The organism is Brevibacterium luteolum (assembly GCF_013004595.1).
GTDB classification, from domain to species: domain Bacteria; phylum Actinomycetota; class Actinomycetes; order Actinomycetales; family Brevibacteriaceae; genus Brevibacterium; species Brevibacterium luteolum.
In genome coordinates this window covers 88,908-107,269 of record NZ_JABEMC010000002.1, presented here as the reverse complement: position 1 = coordinate 107,269, position 18,362 = coordinate 88,908, and the positions used below count along the sequence as shown (strand labels likewise).

Here is an 18,362-nt window from a genome sequence, read left to right as displayed (position 1 = left end):
ATAGACTCAAGTTTGACGGTGTTGTGCTGATCAGAAGATTCACATTCATGCTGATCCGCGTCGGTATGCCGGCGCCGAAAGGAACTCCTATGGAAGCCAAGTTCACCACCAAATCGCAGGAGGTGCTCTCCGCAGCGGTCAAGGATGCCGTCACCCGCGGCAACTCGCAGGTCGAGCCGGCTCACCTGCTTACGGCACTGCTCAGCCAGCCTGAGAGCATCGCCGCCGCCTTGCTCGAGCACATGGGCGCCGACCCGGCCGCCATTCGGGCAGAGGCTGAGCGGACCGTCGCCGGTCTGCCGTCGGCCTCGGGCTCGTCGGTCTCCCAGCCCCAGCTGTCCCGTCAGGCACTGCAGCTCATCAACAACGCCGAACAGGAGATGCAGGCCCTCGGCGATCAATTCGTCTCCACTGAGCACCTGCTCATCGCCGCAGCCGCTGACACCGGCGAGGTCGGCCGGCTGCTGACCAGCCAGTCCGTCACGCGCGACGGCCTGCTCGCCGCCCTGCCCGAGGTGCGCGGCGGCAGAAAGGTCACCAGCGAGAACCCCGAGGACACCTTCCAGTCCCTGGAGAAGTTCGGCGTCGACCTCACCGCCCAGGCTCGCGAGGGCAAACTCGATCCGGTCATCGGCCGTGACTCGGAGATCCGCCGGGTCGTGCAGGTGCTCTCGCGCCGCACAAAGAACAACCCGGTGCTCATCGGCGAACCCGGCGTCGGCAAGACCGCCGTCGTCGAAGGCCTCGCCCAGCGCATCGTCGCCGGTGACGTGCCCGAATCGCTGCGCAACAAGAGCCTCATCAGCCTCGACCTCTCCGCGATGGTCGCAGGCGCGAAGTACCGCGGTGAGTTCGAGGAGCGCCTCAAGGCCGTGCTCGAGGAGATCAAGTCCTCCGACGGCCAGGTCATCACCTTCATCGACGAGCTGCACACGCTTGTGGGTGCCGGTGCCTCCGGTGACTCCTCGATGGACGCCGGCAACATGCTCAAACCGATGCTCGCCCGCGGTGAGCTGCGCATGGTCGGTGCCACCACGCTTGATGAGTACCGCGAGAACATCGAAAAGGATCCCGCGCTCGAACGCCGCTTCCAGCAGGTGTTCGTCGGCGAGCCGAGTGTCGAGGACACCATCGCGATCCTGCGCGGGCTCAAGGAGCGCTACGAAGCCCACCACAAGGTCACGATCGCCGACTCCGCACTCGTGGCCGCGGCCAGCCTGTCGAACCGCTACATCGCCGACCGTCAGCTGCCGGACAAGGCCATCGACCTCGTCGATGAGGCCGCCAGCCGGCTGCGCATGGAGATCGACTCCGCTCCCGTCGAGATCGACGAGCTCTCCCGCGCCGTCGACCGGCTGAAGATGGAGGAGATGGCCCTGGCCAAGGAATCCGATCCGGCCTCGGTCGAGCGGCTGGCCGCCCTGCGCGAGGACCTGGCTGACAAGCAGGAGGAGCTCGCCGGTCTCAACGCCGCATGGGAGAAACAGCGCGCGGACATCAACCGCGTCGGCGAGCTGCGCGAGAAGCTCGACGAGCTGCGCTCGCAGGCCGAGATTGCCCGCCGCGACGTCGACCTGGAGAAGGCCTCGCGCCTGCTCTACGGCGAGATCCCGGCCGTGGAGAAGCAGATCGCCGAAGCCGAGGCGGCTGAGTCCAGGGCCGGTGCGCAGACGATGGTCGGCGACCAGGTCACTGAGAACGACATCGCCGAGGTCGTCGCAGCCTGGACCGGCATTCCCGCCGGCCGGCTACTCGAAGGCGAGCGCGAGAAGCTCCTGCATGCTGAGGAGTACATCGGCCGCCGGCTCATCGGCCAGCAGTCTGCCGTGCGCTCGGTCGCCGATGCGATCCGCCGTTCGCGCGCCGGGGTCTCGGACCCGAACCGCCCGACCGGTTCGTTCCTGTTCCTCGGTCCGACCGGTGTGGGCAAGACCGAGCTGGCGAAGGCGCTTGCCGACTTCCTCTTCGATGACGAGCGCGCGCTCGTGCGCATCGATATGAGTGAGTACGGCGAGAAGCACTCGGTCTCCCGTCTCGTCGGTGCGCCTCCCGGATACGTCGGTTACGAATCTGGTGGTCAGCTGACCGAGGCGGTGCGCCGCCGCCCGTATTCGGTGGTGCTGCTTGATGAGGTGGAGAAGGCCCACGCGGATGTCTTCGACATCCTGCTCCAGGTCCTCGACGACGGTCGCCTGACCGACGGCCAGGGCCGGACCGTGGACTTCCGCAACACGATCCTCATCCTCACCTCGAACCTGGGCTCGCAGTTCCTGGTCGACCAGACGCTCGACGTCGAACAGCAGCACAAACAGGTGATGGGTGTGGTGCATTCGGCGTTCAAGCCCGAGTTCCTCAACCGGCTCGATGACATCGTCATCTTCGATGCCCTCAGCCAGGACGAGCTCGCCCGGATCGTCGACCTGCAGATCGCTGCCATGCAGGCCCGGCTCACCGAGCGCCGGATCAACCTGGAGATCACTCCGGCGGCCGCCGAGTGGCTCGCCCGGGAGGGTTACGACCCGGCCTACGGCGCTCGCCCGCTGCGCCGGCTCGTGCAGCGCGAGATCGGCGACCGGCTGGCCCGCGAGATCCTCGCCGGTGCTGTGCGCGACGGCGACACCGTGCGCGTCGATCGCCCGGACACCAGCGCCGAGGCGGGCGCTGGGGAGGGTCTGACCCTCACCTCTGTCACGGGAGGCGAGGCTGACGATGACGGGGATGATCCCGAGATCATCGATGGCGAGGTCATCGACTGACCCTCGGCAGAGCAAGCGGCGGGCTGGTGAGAACCAGCCCGCCGCTTCTTCGTCTGTGTCTAGGCGCTGCGCCGCTGCCAGATGACGAAGAGAACCATCGCTGCGATGACGGCCCCAACCCCGGAGAGGAAGAGGATGATTTCGATCGGCCGGATGTCCCCGCCGAGTGCGTGCTCATCGACGTAGACGCCGTAGTTGTACATGCTGACGGCCCAGGTGATGAGCAGGCCCACGCCGAGGGCGGCGAGACCGGCACTGGACCAGGGGAGGAGACGGTGCGACTGCGTGTGCATGCGGGAGCCTTTCGGGGATCGGTCACCGGCCGCAGCGGCCGGTGCGCGGTTTCCCGTCAGGCTAGCGAGGCCGGCTGAGGGTCAGCTCAGAGCGCGTAGTCGACGACGACCGGGGCGTGGTCGGATGCTCCCTTGCCCTTGCGCTCCTCGCGATCGATGAACGCACCGGTCGCTGCCTCGGCGAGGGTCGCGGAGGCGAGCTGGAAGTCGATGCGCATGCCCTCCTTCTTGGGGAAGCGCAGCTTCTGGTAGTCCCAGTACGTGTACACACCGGGGCCGGGAGTGAACGGGCGGGCGACATCGGTCAGGCCGGCGTCGAGGAGTGCCTGAAAGGCGTCGCGCTCAGGCTGGGAGACGTGCGTGCAGCCGGCGAAGGCCTCCATGTCCCACACGTCCTCATCGTGCGGGGCGACATTGAAGTCACCGCAGAGCACGAGCTTGGCCTTAGGGTCTTCGGCTAGCTGCGCGGAGACGTCCTGGCGCAGCGCCGACAGCCACCGCAGCTTGTAGTCATAGTGCGGGTGATCGAGCTCGCGGCCGTTGGGCACATACAGCGAATGCACGCGCACCCCGCCGCAGTCGGCGTTGATGGCGCGGGCCTCCACGGCGTCGTCATCGCCGAAGCCGGGCACGTTCTCGAAGCCGAGCTGCACATCGGCAAGCCCCACCCGGGAGGCGATCGCCACCCCGTTCCACTGGTTCAGCCCGTGATAGGCGACTTCGTACCCGCGCTCCTCGAAGACCGCGACAGGCATCTGCGCGTCCTTGCACTTGAGTTCCTGGATGGCGAGCACATCGGCATCCGAGCGCTCCAGCCATGCACCGATGCGTTCGGCGCGGGCCCTGACAGAGTTCACGTTCCACGTAGCGATTCGCACGCCCCCACTCTAACCGAGGACACAGCCGCTGCCGCCTCCCCGGGCCCGCACCTCGTCAGCGGACCGAGGTGAGCGCCCGCAATGCAGACGACGGCCGACCCCTGCGGAGCTGGAACAGGACGTTCCGGCGGCTGCGCGGCAGTCGAGCGGGGCATTGCCGTCTCCCTCAACCGGATGAAGAAGATCGGAGCCGATCCCATCACCCGCATTGTCATGGCCGAATCTGGTGCTCTCAATGCCCGACGAACCCGGTCGTTGAGAGCTGCTTCACAAGCATCCGCAATATAGATACACTATTCCACGTAATGGAATCTATAGTGCAGGTATGCCCGCTCGCAGCATCCCCCTGCATCCCCGGCATGGAGGAATGACGATGACTGACAATAATCAGACGACCGCATCGAACACAGTGACCCGCGCTGGTCTGCAGGTCGCCGCTGAGCTGGCTGACTTCACCGAACGCGAGGCGCTGCCGGCGGCCGGCATCAAGGCCGACGCGTTCTGGAGCGGAGTCGCTGAGCTGCTGGCCGACCTCACCCCGCGCAACCGCGAGCTGCTGGACATCCGCGAGCAGCTGCAGCACAAGATCGACGACTACCACCGCAAAAACCCCGGCGCCCCGGATGCCAAGGAGTACCGGGCGTTCCTCGAGGAGATCGGCTACCTCGTCCCCGCACCGGAGAACGTCACGGTCACCACCGAGAACGTCGACCCGGAGATCACCGACCAGGCCGGCCCGCAGCTCGTCGTGCCGGTCTCCAACGCCCGCTTCGCCATCAACGCCGCCAATGCCCGCTGGGGTTCGCTCTACGACGCCTACTACGGCACCGACGCCATCGACCAGAGCGGTGAGCTGGCACCGGGCAGCGGCTACAACCCGACCCGCGGCGCCGCCGTCATCGCCAAGGGCCGCGAACTGCTCGACCAGGCCGCAGCACTCACCGAGGGCTCGCACGCCGACGCCACCGGCTACCGGATCGCCGATGGCCAGCTGCACGTGACACTCAACGGCGGCAGTGAGGCCACGCTCGCCAAGCCCGAGGTGTTCGCCGGCTTCGCTGGTGACCCGGACTCGCCGACGAACGTCCTGCTGCTGCACAACGGCCTGCACATCGACATCGTCTTCGACCCCACCGGCACGATCGGAAAGACCGACGCCGCCGGCATCGAAGACATCGTCGTCGAATCCGCCGTCACCACCATCATCGACCTCGAAGACTCCGTCGCCGCCGTCGATGCCGAGGACAAGACGCACTGCTACCGCAACTGGCGCGGCCTGGCCACCGGCACCCTGTCCCAAGAGGTGACGAAGAACGGCCGCACCTTCACCCGCTCGCTCAACCCCGACCGCACCTATGTCGCCCCCAATGGCAGCGGCGAGATCTCCCTGCCGGGCCGGTCGGTGCTGTTCGTGCGCAACGTCGGCCACCTCATGACCACCGACGCCGTGCTCGGCGCCGACGGCAAGGAGGTCCCCGAGGGCATCCTCGACGCCATCATGACCGCGCTCGCCGCCGCACCGGCCCTGCGAGCAGGAACCGGCAACTCGCGTGCTGGCTCGATGTACATCGTCAAGCCGAAGATGCACGGGCCCGACGAAGTCGCCTTCGCCGTCGAGCTCTTCGCCCGCGTCGAGCAGCTCCTTGACCTGCCTGCGCGCACGCTCAAGATCGGCATCATGGACGAGGAGCGCCGCACGAGCGCCAACCTCGCCGCCGCGATCGCCCAGGCAGCCGACCGCGTCGTATTCATCAACACCGGCTTCCTCGACCGCACCGGCGATGAGATCCACACCTCGATGCAGGCCGGGCCGGTCGTGCGCAAGGCCGAGATGAAGTCCCAGAGCTTCCTCAAGGCCTACGAGGATGCCAATGTCGATATCGGCCTGGCCGCCGGCTTCCGCGGCCACGCCCAGATCGGCAAGGGCATGTGGGCGATGCCCGACCTCATGCACGACATGCTTAAGCAGAAGATCGGCCACGTGAAGGCCGGCGCGACCGCCGCCTGGGTGCCCTCGCCGACCGCCGCCACCCTGCACGCGCTGCACTACCACCAGGCAGACGCCTTCGAGATCCAGAGCGAGATCGCCACCCGTGAACCCGCCGGGCTCGACCCGCTGCTCGTGCTGCCGCTGGGCGACCCGGCCTCGCTGAGCGACGAGGAGCGCCAGACCGAGGTCGATGAGAACGTCCAGTCGATCCTCGGCTACGTGGTGCGCTGGGTCGACCAGGGTGTCGGCTGCTCGAAGGTGCCCGACATCCACGACGTCGCTCTCATGGAGGACCGCGCCACCCTGCGCATCTCCAGCCAGCTGCTGGCCAACTGGCTCGCCCATGACGTCATCAGCCTCGACCAGGTTGACGAGAGCCTCAACCGCCTAGCCGCCGTGGTCGATGAGCAGAACGCCGGCGATCCGAACTACGAGCCGCTCGTCACCGACGGCAAGGGCAGCGGCATCGCCTTCGAAGCCGCCCGCTCGCTCATCGTCGACGGCGCCAGCCAGCCCAGCGGCTACACCGAGCCGATCCTGCACCGCGCCCGCCGGGCCAAGAAGGCCGAGCAGCGCGCCTGAGCGGCAGCCGTCTGATCCCGCCCTGCAGATGACAGGGCGGGATCAGCCGTGTGCGCTTATGCTGTGGCCATGGCATCGACACCCAGCCTGAGTTCCGTGCCCGCTGCCCCCGCGCCCGAGGCGCCGGTCGCCCTCATCACGGGTGCCACCAGCGGCATCGGGCTGGCGATCGCCCATGAGCTCGCCGCCGACGGCTACCGGCTCATCCTCGTCGCCCGCGACCTCGAGCGCCTCGACGCCACAGCCGTCAGGCTCATGCACCGCTACCGGATCGTCTGCGAGGTGCTCAGCTGCGATCTCAGCCGGACTGAGGGCGACGGGACGATCGGCGGGATCCGGCAGGTCACCGACCTCATCGACTCCCGCCGCGTCGACGTCGTCGTCAACAGCGCCGGCTACGGACTGCGCTCTTCGGTGCTGAGAACCGACCCGGCGGAGCTCGCGAAGCTCGACACCGTGCTCATCCGCGCCGTTGAGGACATCTCCTGGCATGCAGCCCATGCGATGCGCGCCCGCGGCCGCGGTGGCATCGTCAACATCGCCTCGATGGCCGCGGTCACGACGATGGGCACCTACGCCGGAGCGAAGTCGCATGTGCTCATCTTCACCGAAAGCCTCGCCGCCGCACTCGCCGGCACCGGCGTGACCGCCACCGCGGTGCTGCCCGGGTTCGTGCGCACCGAGTTCCACGACCGCATGGACGTCGACATGTCGCATCTGCCGGCCGCAGCCTGGGTCGACGCCTCGACCGTCGCCCGGCAGGGGCTGCGCGATGCCCGCGCAGGCAGGGTCGTCTCCGTGCCCGGCCTGCAGTACAAGCTCGCCTACGCCGCAGCCCAGGTGCTGCCCAGACCCCTCATCCGGTTCGCCAGCAACGGCTTCCGCTTCACCCGGCAGCCACGCCGCTGAACTCCCGAGGCCGCCCGCGCAGTGAAGACAAGGTGCCTTTGGGGAATCGGCAGCCGGGCACAGCGAGCGGCACGCCTCGCCACGAGCAGCCCCTTCCGCCTATCAGCCGCTTCGCATATGCAAAGCCAAACATGCAATATAAACGCAGGTAAGAGGCCGATTTCCGGACTCGGGTGGCGCGTGTGACCGGTGAGATTTTCTTCGCAGGACAAGTTCACAAATCAACTAATCCATGGTTAAATGGTGATAATTCGACCCGGTGGGGATCGGGCGAATGACGGACGTATGGGGATGCGTCCGGGTACTCGAGGGGAGTGCTGCAAAGGCCCCGGGAAGACGCGTGACGCGCCCCGGGGTCTTTGTGTTTCTCCAGGCAGGACCTCTTCAGCTGGCACTCGGCTTCGTCCACGTAGACTGAGCGCATGTCAGAAACTGCGAAATCCCAGCTGCTGCAGCTCATCGACGAACTCGCCGTCGTGCGCGGAAAGGTCACGCTGTCCTCCGGCAAGGAGGCCGACTACTACCTCGACCTGCGCCGGGTCACCCTCGACCACCGCAGCGCCCCGCTCATCGGCGACGTCATGCTCGACCTGCTGGAATCCACCGGCTACCTCGACGAGGTCGAGGCGATCGGCGGCCTGACGATGGGCGCCGACCCGGTCGGCACCGCGATCATGCACCGCTCCGTCGTCCGCGGCACCCCCAAGGACACCTTCGTCGTGCGCAAGGCCGCCAAGGAACACGGCATGGGCCGCCGCGTCGAAGGTCCCGATGTGGCCGGCCGCAAGGTCATCGCCGTCGAGGACACCTCGACGACCGGCGGCTCCGTGCTCACCGCTGTCGAGGCGCTGCGCGAAGCCGGTGCTGAGGTCATCGCCGTCGCCGTCGTGATGGACCGCAACACCGGTGCCAAGGAGCGCGTCGAGGCCGCAGGCCTGCCGTACCTCATCGCGCTGAGCACCAGCGACCTCGGTCTCGACTGAGCGTCACGATCCCAACCGGACCGGCACCTCGGGCCCGGTGCCGCCACCGCTGGGATTGGACGGCAGCTGACACCGCACGCAACACTAGACCCGGCGCCGCACGCGGCGCGCACCCCCGTCAATCGAAGGACCACCCGTGCTCGAACTCACCGGCATCACGCTCAAGTCCGGCCGCAAGACGTGGCTGAAGGACGTATCGCTGACCGCCCGCCCGCGCCGCCTGACCGGCATCGTCGGCCAGCGCGGCTCCGGCAAGACCGAACTCGTCCGCGTCATCATGGGCCTCATCACCCCCGATGATGGCACCGTCGAACTCGAAGGCCACGAACTGGGCTTCGGCGACCGGCAGAACTTCGGCTATCTGCCCGCCGAACGCGGCGGCTACCCGGGGATGAAGGTCCTCGAGCAGATCGTCTACCTCGCCCGCCTGCACGGCATGACGATGGGGGCAGCCGAGCGCAACGCCGTCATTCTGCTCTCGCGCCTCGACCTGTCCGACCGCGCCTACGCGCCGCTGTCGCACCTGTCGGGCACCGAGGTCGCCCGTGCTGAGATCGCCGCCGTGCTCGCTGCCGACCCGGACGTCGTCGTGCTCGACGACCCGTTTGACGGTCTCGATGCCGCGAGCACCGAGAAGGTCTTCAGCCTGCTGCGCGACCACGCCGACTCCGGCGTCCCGGTCATCTTCACCTCCGATTCCTATGAGCTGACCGAATCGGTCGCTGATGACGTCATCGCCCTCGACCGCGGCACAGTCGTCGGGAAGGGTGCACTGGCCACGCTGCGCCGGGACGCGAACCAGTACGCCGTCCGCTACGAGAGCGCTGCCGCCGCCGAGGCGGGACGCACCAGCCTGGCCGCTCACCCTGGCATCGATGTCGCAGACGATGAGGAGACCGGCGCAGCTGACCGCGAGCTGGTGGTCTTCTCCGCATCCGATCCGCAGGGGGCCTTCGCTGCCGTGGCTGAGACGAGCGGCGTGACAGAATATGGTGCGCACAACGCGAGCCTGGCCGAGCTGCTGAAGGAGAGGATCTGAGTGAACGACAAGAACAAGAAGGACCTCACCGACCCGGTCGACCCCACTGACCCAGCTGAGGCCAGCGCCCCGGTCGACCCGGCCGACCCGACGGCTCCCGGCGCCGATGACGACCTCGTCATCCTCGATGAGGACACCGAACCCGGCGAAGCCGATGCCCTCGCCGAGGACGCAGACGCTGAGGCTGACGCTGAGACAGACGTCGATTCCGAGGACGAGATCCCGGTCGAGACGATCGACTCCGATGACGATCTGCTCACCGATGCCGATGTGCCCTATGAGCTGCGCGAAGACCGCCCGGATCCCGGCAGCGAACCCAAGACCGGGCTCGTGTCTGAGTTCCGCGACCTCACCGGCCGGCAGGCCGCCTGGCTCGTGTCCAACCGCGAGACCGTGTCCGTGTCCCGCTCGCCGCTGTTCTACGTCACCAGCCTGATCCTCGGCCTGGCCGTCATCGCCGCGATCATCATCGGCGCGCAGAACGCCAGCCCGGAAGGCTCCACCGGCGACTCGACTCTGGCCACCGTCGGCCTCGGCGAACAGGCCGCAGCTGCCGAACAGCAGCTGGGCCTGAAAATCAAGGACGTCGACTCCGTGGAGAAGGCCCAGGAGCTCGTGCGCACCGGCGAAGCCGATGCCGCACTCCTCGTCGACCCCTCGGGCATGGGCCAGCAGCAGCTGGTGGCGCTGAACTCCAAGCCGACGGAGATCATGAACAAGCTGCAGCCGGAGATGCCGGTGACCTACCTGGAGGAACCACCCGTGCCGGCCGCGGCTAGCTCGGTGTTCGTCTGGGGCATGGCCCTGCTGCTGCTCGCCTCCGTGCTCACCCTCGGTGCTGCCCTGTACGCCAACGCCCGGGTCGAGAAGCGCAACCGCCTCGCCGAGGTCATCGCCGCCACCATCCCGCCCAGGGCCGCTGCCTGGGGCCGGGTCTACGGGCTGACGGTGCTCGCACTCGTCTACCTCGTCATCACCGTCGGCGTGCTCATGCTCGGCCTGTCGATCGCCTCGTTCAACTCCCTGGCGATGGCCGCACTCCCGGGCATCGGCTGGTTCTCGGCGATCTTCCTCATCGTTGTGCTGCTGTACATGTCGCTGTTCCTGTGGGCCGCCACCCCAGCCGGGCGCCGCGCCCGCCAGATCGGCTACGGCCTCATCGTGCTGCTCGCCGCCGCCGGCGCCTTCGTGCCGATGGTCTTCGCGCTCAAGGCCGACATCCTGCGGATCCTGTCCTTCATCCCGTTCACCGCCCCGGTCGCCATGCCGATGCGCTACTTCGCCGGCCAGGCCGAGTGGTGGGAGGGCCTGCTGGCCGCCGGCATCGCGCTCGTCCTTGCGCTCATGGCCTTCGGCCTCTCTTCAGGCGCCTATGAGAAGAACCTGCTGCGCGGCGCCGGACACGGCGGACGCACCGTCAAGCTGCGCAAGAAGGGCGCCGGTGCCGAGGCGGACAAGAAGTCCGCTGCCGCCGACGACTCCGCAGATGCAGACGATGCCGGCGCCGAGGCGGACGAGACTGACGACGTCGACGACGCTGACGAGTCCTCCAGCGGGTCGACGGCTGCGAAGACCGCCACGAAGTCGAAGCCTGCGGCGAAGAAGCCTGCCGCCAAGAAGTCCGGCTCCAAGAAGAAGCCGTGACCCAGCCACCGGGTGCTGAGCACCCAGCACCTGCACCAGGGGCCGATGCCGACACCACCGTCGGCGTCGGCTCCTGGGCCGGTGAGTGGCCAACCGGCGAGCACTACGACCCGGAACTGCTCGCCGAAGGCGACCGCCGCAACGTCGTCGACAAGTACCGGTACTGGAAGCTCGAGGCGATCGTCGCCGACCTCGACCGCACCCGCCACGGCTTCCACGTCGCCGTCGAGAACTGGCAGCACGACCTCAACATCGGCTCGGTCGTGCGCACCGCCAACGCCTTCAACGCCGCCGCCGTCCACATCGTCGGTCGGCGCCGCTGGAACCGCCGCGGGGCGATGGTCACCGACCGCTACCAGCACCTGCACCACCACCCCGACGCCGAGGCGCTGGCCGCCTGGTGTGCCGAGCGGAGCCTCCCGCTCATCGGCGTCGACAACTTCCCCGACTCCGTGCCCCTGGAGACCTACGAGCTGCCGGAGAAGTGCGTGTTCCTCTTCGGCCAGGAGGGCCCCGGCCTCACCGACGCCGCCCACACCGCCTGTGAGGCGGTGCTCTCGATCCAGCAGTACGGCTCGACCCGGTCGATGAACGCCGCAGCCGCCGCCGCGATCGCCATGCACGCCTGGATCCGCCGGCACGCCTTCGGCCAGCCGGTCAGCTGAGCCCCACCTGCCGTACACCTCCAGCCATGCGCCAGCGGGCATAGACTCAGATCATGCCTACCATCCTCACCGGCGCCCGCCTGTTCAACCGCGCCCCTGACGCAGACCCCGTCGACATCACCCTCGATGACGGCACCATCGCAGCCATCGCTCCCGCCGCCGAGGCGGCCCCCGCCTCGACCGCGGACGTCATCGACGCGACCGGTTACGTCGTCATGCCGAGCCTGGGGGATGTCCACGCCCACCTCGACTCGAACCGGCTGGGCCAGACGTTTAGGCCGCACACCGCCGGATCCAGCCTGCACGAGCTCATCATGAACGACCGCGCCAACTGGCGCCACGGTGAGCGCAGCGCCTACGACCAGGCCGTTTACGCCGCCAGCCGGATGGTCGCCTCCGGCGCCACCCGCATCCGCACGCACGCCCAGATCGACTCCGACTGCCAGCTCGAGCGCTTCGAAGCCCTCCACGCCGCCAAGGAGACCCTGGCCGGGATCGTCGACATGGAGATCGTCGCCTTCCCGCAGGCCGGGCTGCTGCGCGATGCCGACGCCCCGCGCTACGTCGAACAGGGGCTGGCCGCCGGAGCTGACCTCATCGGCGGGCTCGACCCGACGACGTATGACCGGGACCCGAAGACGCACCTCGACATGGTCTTCGGCTGGGCCGAGAAGTACGGCCTCGGCATCGACATCCATCTCCACGAACGCGGCACCGTCGGCGTGTTCAGCCTCGAAGAGATCATCGCCCGCACGCAGGCAGCGGGCATGCAGGGCAAGGTGACCGTCTCACACTGCTTCGTCCTCGGCAGCGTCGCCGAGCGCGAACAGCGCAGGCTGGCCGAGATGCTGGCGGCGAACCAGATCGCCGTCACCACTGTCGCCCCGGCCGGCACCGTGCTGCCGCTGGGGATGCTCGCCGAGACCGGCGTGCGGGTGGGCCTCGGTGAGGACGGCCAGCGCGACTACTGGAGCCCCTACGGTGACGGTGATGTGCTGCGCCGGGTGTGGCAGCTGGCCTTCACCAACGGCTTCCGCGCCGATGCCGACATCGAGCACTGCCTCGACGTCGCCTCCCGCGGCGGCCGCCACATCCTCGACGGTGTCCCGCACGCCCCTGCCGGTGACGTGACCTCCGACGCCGAGGCGGGATTGGCCGTCGGTGCCCCAGCCGACCTGCTGCTGGCCAAGGCCGACACCGTGACCGCTGCGATCATGGACTGCCCGGATGAGCGGTTCGTGTTCAAGGCAGGCCGGCTCATCGCCCGCAACGGGAAGCTCACCGGCTGAGGTCGCCGGCAACGATGCCGAGTGTCGAAACTGGAACAGCGATGCATGGCGAGCCCGCATGTGTCCTGATAGGTTGAGACCAGCGCTGCGAAGCTGTGGCGGTGACGATGCGTGAGAGGTGCCCCATGAAGACGCTGACAGACCGTGTGACGAAGCCGCTGGCTGTGGGCCTGATGCTTCTGCTGGGGTTCGTCCTCACCGGATGCATGGCCGTCAGCTTCGACATGGAGATCGACAAGGACCTCAAGCTCAGCGGCACCATGCAGTACACGTTCGACCGGCAGATGCTCGAAGACCAGTCCTCCCAGTACGGCAGCTACGGAACGTCGACTGACTATGAAGGCGATGTCGACGAGTCCATCCGGGAAGCAGAGGCTGAGGCGCCTGAAGGGATGACGGTGGAGAAGATCTCCACGGACACCGACCTCGGCATGAAGCTCATTCTCGACAAGGTCGACCCGAATGCGCTGACCGGCGGCACTGAGACTGGTCTTGATGGCCTGTCGATCAGCAAGGAGAACGGCGAGATCTCGTTCTCGATGCCGAACTTCATCCGCTCCTCCGATCTGGGATCCGGTGTCGGCGAATACGAGACCGCTGGTGGCGATCCCGCCAGTCTGTTCACCGAGGCCACCGTCAAGCTCACGTTCCCCGGCAAGATCATCGACGCCCCCGGTGGTCAGATCGAGGACAATGTCGTCACCTACGACCTGAAGAGCTTCGACGGCGACACCATCACCGTCAAGGCGAAGAGCTCGTCTTTCCCGTGGTGGGTCCTCTTCGTCATCGGCGGCATCCTTCTGCTGCTGCTCATCGGCGGCGGCATTCTGCTCGCCGTCCTGCTCTCGCGGAAGAAGAAGCAACAGCAGCACCAGGGCGGTCCCGCCGCTGCCGCCTCCTACGGCGTACCCGGCCAGTACGGTCATCAGAGCCAGTACGGACAGCCCAGCGCCGGCCCTTCGGCTCCCGGCCAGTACGGACACCCCGGACCGCAGAGCCAGCCTGGCCCGTATGGTCAGCCGCCTCAGCAGGGGCAGCCCGGTGGACCCGGCCGCGTGCAGCCACCGCAGGCACCCGGTTCGGCACCAGGGTCCTACGGGCAGCAGGGTGGTTCGCAACCGCAGTGGGGACAGGGGCAGCCCGGTCAGCAGTTCGGACAGCCGCCCCAGCAGGGCCCGGGACAGCCGGGCTACGGCAATCCCGGATATGGTTCAGGTCCGCAGCCACCACGACAGTGAGAGCTGAGCGCGCATGACATGCGCTGAGCATTGAGGGGTCCAGACAGCCGTCTGGGCCCCTCAGCCGTGTGCAGGGAGACCGCGCCGGCAGGCGGTCAGAGATCGATCTGCGAGATGGTGACGTTGAGGGTCTCAGCGACCTCATCGAGGATGAGACGGCCAGTCCCTTCGAGAAGGGAACCGTAAGCGTCTCGGTAGGGGCCGAGCTTCCAGGCTCCGCGTGTATGCGCGACGCGGTCTGCGAAGACAACGGCCACCTCAGCAGGACCTGCGCTGCTGAGCTCCGCCTGGCGCGAATGCCAGATGATTCCTGCACAGTTCTGTGGAGCTGCGTGAACTGCCCGGGCCACCCGGCGCGTGCACGGATAGTGCTCGGGTGAGCTGCTCGCAAGCTGAGGTCGCGTGTAGCCGAGTCGGCTCAGCTGGGAGTCCCGAAGATCGGTCAGCTCCACATCACAGGGCGGAATGAGCCGAGCGTGCAGTTTGTCGTGCAGCGATAGTTCCGACACGACTCGCGGTGTCTGCGTATGAACGTCATGGAAGCTGGTTTCGAGTAGTGCTGCAGAAAGTGATTCAGCGAGGTAGAGCGTCGGAACACGCTCCTGTGTGTCGAGTGCATCGAATGGTGCGAACCTCGTGTCTCCGAAACCAGGGTTTGGGTGGCTGTACCCGTCCTGCGTGTCGTAGACCCAATACCAGTGCCGCGTTTTCGGGATAGTGACGATAGGCAGGTCGCCAGCTTCTGCTAGACCACTGAGTTCAATAGCGGCTACCGTGCATCTCTTCGGGTCAGGACATTGTAGGTCTTGGGGAGGGAAGATGCGGGTCATGCGCTTTCCGTCGCGCGCCGGATCTCAGCCGCGTAGCGGTCCGCGGCTCGTACCGCTCGTCGAGTGTTGGTCTTCACCACTTCGGCTGGAACTTCTCCACTGAGCAGCCCGTTCGGCTGTGTGAGCCATGCCCAGAGTGACCAGCCGTCGAGGCCGGCGTCGAGGAGGGGGCGCATGAGTTCGACAATGCGAGGGTCCTCATCACCTGAGCTCGTGAGCTGAACCGTGGGAATCATGGTGGCCCCATTGAGCTCGATGGTGAACAGCTCATTGCGCTTCCGCTTCCGCGAAACCCACGTGCGAACAGAGCTCTCCAGAGAGTTGCGTGTTTCTGCCAGAGAAGCATAGGTTTCGAAGCCCTCGACGTCCATGAGGTGCTGCCGGAGGCCCGCGCTTCGTTGGACCTGCTTCTGCGATGCAAGCGAAATGAGCGCTGCGCTCTCGTCGAACATCGTCTGGCGGACGTAGGACGCGAAAGCAGCCCGAGCTTCGACTTTCTTGTGCCGACTGGCCCGGATCAGAGCGAAAGCTTGCTCCAATTCTTCCTTGCTGGCTCCTACGACCTCGAGGTGGTCGTTGACATCGCTGACGTGAAACTGGTCTGAACTGCTGATGGTCATGGCGGCCCTCCTCCACGCTATTGTAGCGATGTAGCTTGATAAGACCATGAGCTACATGTGGTGCATCGTTGCAGGAGGTATCAGTCTGCGCCCGACCGTTTCATGTGCGTGCGCGATTCGGGTGGGGCAAAACGACGGTGGTCATTCGGCGCAGCCGACTCAGGCCCTGGGCCCGGCTGCCCCGGTCCCGGCTGCGCAGGCCCTGGGTGCGGCATACCTGGCTGCCCCGGCTGTGCCGGCCCCGGATGCGCAGCTCCCGAATGAGGCTGGCCCGGCTGGTGCGCAGGACCAGACGTATATGGGGTGGGCTGACCATAGGTCCCCGGCTGAGCGTGCGGGGGCATCGGCTGATTCTGCGGCGGGCCCGCACCGGGCCCAGCTGGCGGCGGACCTGCAGCACCCACCGGCCCGGGATACCCGGGACCTGCAGGCCCCGGTCCTGCTGAACCGTACCCTTGCCCGCCGTATCCGGGTCCTCCCGGCCCTGGCATCCAGGGACCTGCTCCATAACCGGGCCCACCGTAACCGGGCCCACCGTAACCAGGCGCAGGCGGCATCGCCTGCCGCTGACGCTTCTTGCGCGCGATGACGGCGATGATGACTCCGGCCACGATGAGCAGCACGAGCACCCCGCCGACGACGAACAGGACCCACCAGGGAAACGACGAGGCCTTCGCCGTCACCGTGACGGTGTCGCCTGAGAATTGCCGCAGGTCGAACGTCACCGTCTTCCCCTTGACCTCGCCGCCGGGTGCGCTGACGACACGACCGGGGAACGTGAACGTCATCTTCGCCTGATCGAACATGAACCGGCCGGGAGCATGACTCCAGCCGGCGGACCCATAGCTGGGGCCGACGTCATCGATGAGGAGGAAGTTGGGCATGCGCAGGGTGATCTCGTCGTCCTGGTCACTGAGGTGCAGTCCGCTGAGGCCGAAGTCCTCCACCGCGGTATGGCTGGGGTCGACCGCATCGTAGGTGTAGCGCGCCCCGATGTACTGCTCATCGGCGATCTTCTCCACCGTGACACCTGCAGGCAGGGTCTGCCGTGCCCTTTCGATCGACTCATCGATCAGGGTGTCAGCGTCGCCGGTGCCTGAGCCGTAGGTGCTGGAGTCGAATGCGCTGAGGTCTTCAACGGCAGTGCGCTCGATGAGTGCGTCGACGGTGCCGGAGACCATCAGGTCCCTGCTGATGGCGAGGTCGCCGTTGATCTTCATGCAGCCGGTGAGCAGGACGGTGAGGACGAGCAGGACGACGACTGCCAGGTGGCGGGTCGCAGAAATCCGGGGCAGGGTCATCGCGGTTCCTTCAGTGGGTCATCACTGGCGGCAGCGCAGTGCACTCCTCAACCTAACCGAACTCACCGCCGGCAGCCACCGTGCCCATCGTCTGCGCAGCAACCGACCCCGAGGCGGTTCTCACCACCTCGGGGTCGGTTCAGGGGAGCGCGCGGGTCAGGCAGGGAGTCTCGGTCTGCCGCCCGCGGTCTCAGCCGGCCTGCAGGTCGGCTGCGCGGGCTTCGATGAGCCCGCCCATCTCGGCAAGCTCGGCGCTCAAGGCGTCGGCTTCGTCGAAGGTGCGCGGAATGACCGTCAGCCGCTTGGCGTAGTGGCCGATCGGGTACTCCATCGTCATGCCGATGCCGCCGTGCATCTGGATCGCCTCCTGGCTGATGTGCCGGCAGGCGTCGTCGATGACGAGCTTGGCTGCGATGACGTCCCGGTGGCGGGTCTGCGGGTTGTTCTCGATGACGGCGAGCTTGGCGTACAGGGCCATGCTCTTGGCGTACTCGAGCGTGGCGTACAGGTCGGCTGCCCGGTGCTGCAGGACCTGGTTGCGGCCGATCGGGAAGCCGAACTGCTCGCGGGTGTGCAGGTACTCCGCGGTCATCTTCAGCGAGGCCTCCATCGCGCCAACGGCCTCGGCGCACAGGGCGGCGTTGGCGGTGTCGATGACGGCAGCGATTGCTTCTGAAGCATCGCCTTCGCCCAGGCGGGTGGCCGGGGCGCTGTCGAAGAGCACCGAGCCGGCCTTGTGGCCATCGGCCTGCGTACGCACGTCGATCGTCACACCCTCGGCAGCCGGGTCGACGAGGAACAGGCCCACCCCGCCGTCGACGGCAGCGGAGACGATGAGCCGGTCAGCGGCTCCGAGTCCGAGCACCCCGGACTTCTCGCCGGTCAGCGTTCCGCCGGACTCCGAGACCGAGGCGGTGGTGCCCGGCTGCGTGAGATCGTAGCGTCCGGCCGGTTCGTAGGCGGCGAACGCCAGCTTCGTCTCACCGGCGGCCACGCCGGGCAGCAGCTCCGACTTCTGCTCGTCGGTGCCGACGGCGGTGATGAGCCCGGCACCGAGCACGACGGTGGCCAGGTACGGCTCCAAGGTCAGTGCGCGGCCGAACTGCTCCATGACGACGGCGACTTCGGCAAATCCCATGTCGGCGCCGTCGTAGTCTTCGTCGATCGGCAGGCCGAGCAGGCCGATCTCAGCGAACTGGTTCCACATGTCCGCGCTGTAGCCGGCTTCGGAGGCGAGCACCTCGTCGCGGGCGGCGGCGTCGTATTTGGTGGAAAGCAGGCGGCCGACGGTCGAGGCAAGCTCCTGCTGGACGTCTGTGAGTTCGAGATCCATTGAGTTCTCCTA

At 67.2% G+C, this 18,362-nt stretch carries 15 protein-coding genes and 1 pseudogene; 9 read left to right on the top strand and 7 right to left on the bottom strand.

Translation table 11 applies throughout. The features are described 5' to 3' along the window. Positions 1–89: 89 nt before the first annotated feature. Complete coding sequence (clpB, locus tag HLA91_RS03965) at positions 90–2,756, top strand: ATP-dependent chaperone ClpB (protein ID WP_170273648.1); 2,667 nt, start codon at positions 90–92, stop codon at positions 2,754–2,756. Between the two features lie 59 nt (positions 2,757–2,815). On the opposite strand, the gene HLA91_RS03960 is transcribed toward clpB, so the two are convergent. Both HLA91_RS03960 and HLA91_RS03955 read right to left on the bottom strand, forming a co-directional pair. After that, positions 2,816–3,049 carry a hypothetical protein gene (locus HLA91_RS03960; RefSeq protein WP_170273647.1) on the bottom strand — a complete coding sequence of 78 codons (234 nt, stop codon included), beginning with the start codon at positions 3,047–3,049 and terminating at the stop codon, positions 2,816–2,818. A gap of 86 nt (positions 3,050–3,135) precedes the next feature. Next, positions 3,136–3,927: an exodeoxyribonuclease III gene (locus HLA91_RS03955; protein WP_170273646.1), complete on the bottom strand. Its 792-nt coding sequence runs from the start codon at positions 3,925–3,927 to the stop codon at positions 3,136–3,138. A 373-nt stretch (positions 3,928–4,300) separates the two neighbouring features. On the opposite strand from HLA91_RS03955, the gene HLA91_RS03950 reads away from it, so the two are divergent. The 8 genes from HLA91_RS03950 to HLA91_RS03915 all read left to right on the top strand — a co-directional run bounded on the left by HLA91_RS03950 (position 4,301) and on the right by HLA91_RS03915 (position 14,266). After that, the gene (locus HLA91_RS03950; RefSeq protein WP_170273645.1) at positions 4,301–6,499 is read left to right on the top strand and encodes a malate synthase G; all 2,199 of its coding nucleotides are present in this window, start codon (positions 4,301–4,303) and stop codon (positions 6,497–6,499) included. A 69-nt stretch (positions 6,500–6,568) separates the two neighbouring features. Next, positions 6,569–7,408 (top strand): SDR family NAD(P)-dependent oxidoreductase, encoded by an 840-nt coding sequence (locus HLA91_RS03945; RefSeq protein ID WP_170273644.1) that lies wholly within the window; start codon positions 6,569–6,571, stop codon positions 7,406–7,408. 422 nt (positions 7,409–7,830) lie between these two features. Continuing rightward, positions 7,831–8,391 (top strand): orotate phosphoribosyltransferase, encoded by a 561-nt coding sequence (gene pyrE, locus HLA91_RS03940; RefSeq protein WP_170273643.1) that lies wholly within the window; start codon positions 7,831–7,833, stop codon positions 8,389–8,391. Positions 8,392–8,527: 136 nt separating this feature from the next. Next, positions 8,528–9,430 (top strand): ATP-binding cassette domain-containing protein, encoded by a 903-nt coding sequence (locus HLA91_RS03935; protein ID WP_170273642.1) that lies wholly within the window; start codon positions 8,528–8,530, stop codon positions 9,428–9,430. Then, positions 9,431–11,074 carry an ABC transporter permease gene (locus tag HLA91_RS03930; RefSeq protein WP_170273641.1) on the top strand — a complete coding sequence of 548 codons (1,644 nt, stop codon included), beginning with the start codon at positions 9,431–9,433 and terminating at the stop codon, positions 11,072–11,074. Next, the gene (locus tag HLA91_RS03925; RefSeq protein ID WP_170273640.1) at positions 11,071–11,739 is read left to right on the top strand and encodes a TrmH family RNA methyltransferase; all 669 of its coding nucleotides are present in this window, start codon (positions 11,071–11,073) and stop codon (positions 11,737–11,739) included. The genes HLA91_RS03930 and HLA91_RS03925 overlap by 4 nt, the downstream gene beginning before the upstream one ends. A 53-nt stretch (positions 11,740–11,792) precedes the next feature. Continuing rightward, entirely contained in the window at positions 11,793–13,028 is a 1,236-nt protein-coding gene (locus HLA91_RS03920; RefSeq protein ID WP_170273639.1) for an amidohydrolase family protein, read from the top strand. 125 nt (positions 13,029–13,153) lie between these two features. After that, positions 13,154–14,266, top strand: a complete 1,113-nt coding sequence (locus HLA91_RS03915; protein WP_170273638.1) for an LppM family (lipo)protein — start codon at positions 13,154–13,156, stop codon at positions 14,264–14,266. A 95-nt stretch (positions 14,267–14,361) separates the two neighbouring features. On the opposite strand, the gene HLA91_RS14150 is transcribed toward HLA91_RS03915, so the two are convergent. The 5 genes and pseudogenes from HLA91_RS14150 to HLA91_RS03895 form a co-directional block, all read right to left on the bottom strand. After that, entirely contained in the window at positions 14,362–14,523 is a 162-nt protein-coding gene (locus HLA91_RS14150; protein ID WP_338076823.1) for a hypothetical protein, read from the bottom strand. A gap of 39 nt (positions 14,524–14,562) precedes the next feature. Then, positions 14,563–15,096: pseudogene (locus tag HLA91_RS03910) on the bottom strand (RES family NAD+ phosphorylase); the annotation flags it as partial. Further along, positions 15,093–15,716, bottom strand: coding sequence for a hypothetical protein (locus HLA91_RS03905; protein ID WP_170273636.1), 624 nt, complete (start codon positions 15,714–15,716; stop codon positions 15,093–15,095). The pseudogene HLA91_RS03910 and the gene HLA91_RS03905, both read right to left, overlap by 4 nt. 80 nt (positions 15,717–15,796) lie before the next feature. Then, entirely contained in the window at positions 15,797–17,017 is a 1,221-nt protein-coding gene (locus HLA91_RS03900; RefSeq protein WP_170273635.1) for an LppM family (lipo)protein, read from the bottom strand. 190 nt (positions 17,018–17,207) lie between these two features. Then, a complete protein-coding gene (locus HLA91_RS03895; RefSeq protein ID WP_170273634.1) occupies positions 17,208–18,350 on the bottom strand; it encodes an acyl-CoA dehydrogenase family protein in 1,143 nt (380 codons plus the stop codon). Between the last annotated feature and the right edge of the window lie 12 nt (positions 18,351–18,362).

What these genes read in the sequence shown, in the direction of transcription:
- clpB (WP_170273648.1), top strand. Translation starts at nt 90, where the DNA reads ATGGAAGCCAAGTTCACCACCAAATCGCAGGAGGTGCTCTCCGCAGCG.
- HLA91_RS03960 (WP_170273647.1), bottom strand. Translation starts at nt 3,049, where the DNA reads ATGCACACGCAGTCGCACCGTCTCCTCCCCTGGTCCAGTGCCGGTCTC.
- HLA91_RS03950 (WP_170273645.1), top strand. Translation starts at nt 4,301, where the DNA reads ATGACTGACAATAATCAGACGACCGCATCGAACACAGTGACCCGCGCT.
- HLA91_RS03945 (WP_170273644.1), top strand. Translation starts at nt 6,569, where the DNA reads ATGGCATCGACACCCAGCCTGAGTTCCGTGCCCGCTGCCCCCGCGCCC.
- pyrE (WP_170273643.1), top strand. Translation starts at nt 7,831, where the DNA reads ATGTCAGAAACTGCGAAATCCCAGCTGCTGCAGCTCATCGACGAACTC.
- HLA91_RS03920 (WP_170273639.1), top strand. Translation starts at nt 11,793, where the DNA reads ATGCCTACCATCCTCACCGGCGCCCGCCTGTTCAACCGCGCCCCTGAC.
- HLA91_RS03915 (WP_170273638.1), top strand. Translation starts at nt 13,154, where the DNA reads ATGAAGACGCTGACAGACCGTGTGACGAAGCCGCTGGCTGTGGGCCTG.
- HLA91_RS03905 (WP_170273636.1), bottom strand. Translation starts at nt 15,716, where the DNA reads ATGACCATCAGCAGTTCAGACCAGTTTCACGTCAGCGATGTCAACGAC.
- HLA91_RS03900 (WP_170273635.1), bottom strand. Translation starts at nt 17,017, where the DNA reads ATGACCCTGCCCCGGATTTCTGCGACCCGCCACCTGGCAGTCGTCGTC.
- HLA91_RS03895 (WP_170273634.1), bottom strand. Translation starts at nt 18,350, where the DNA reads ATGGATCTCGAACTCACAGACGTCCAGCAGGAGCTTGCCTCGACCGTC.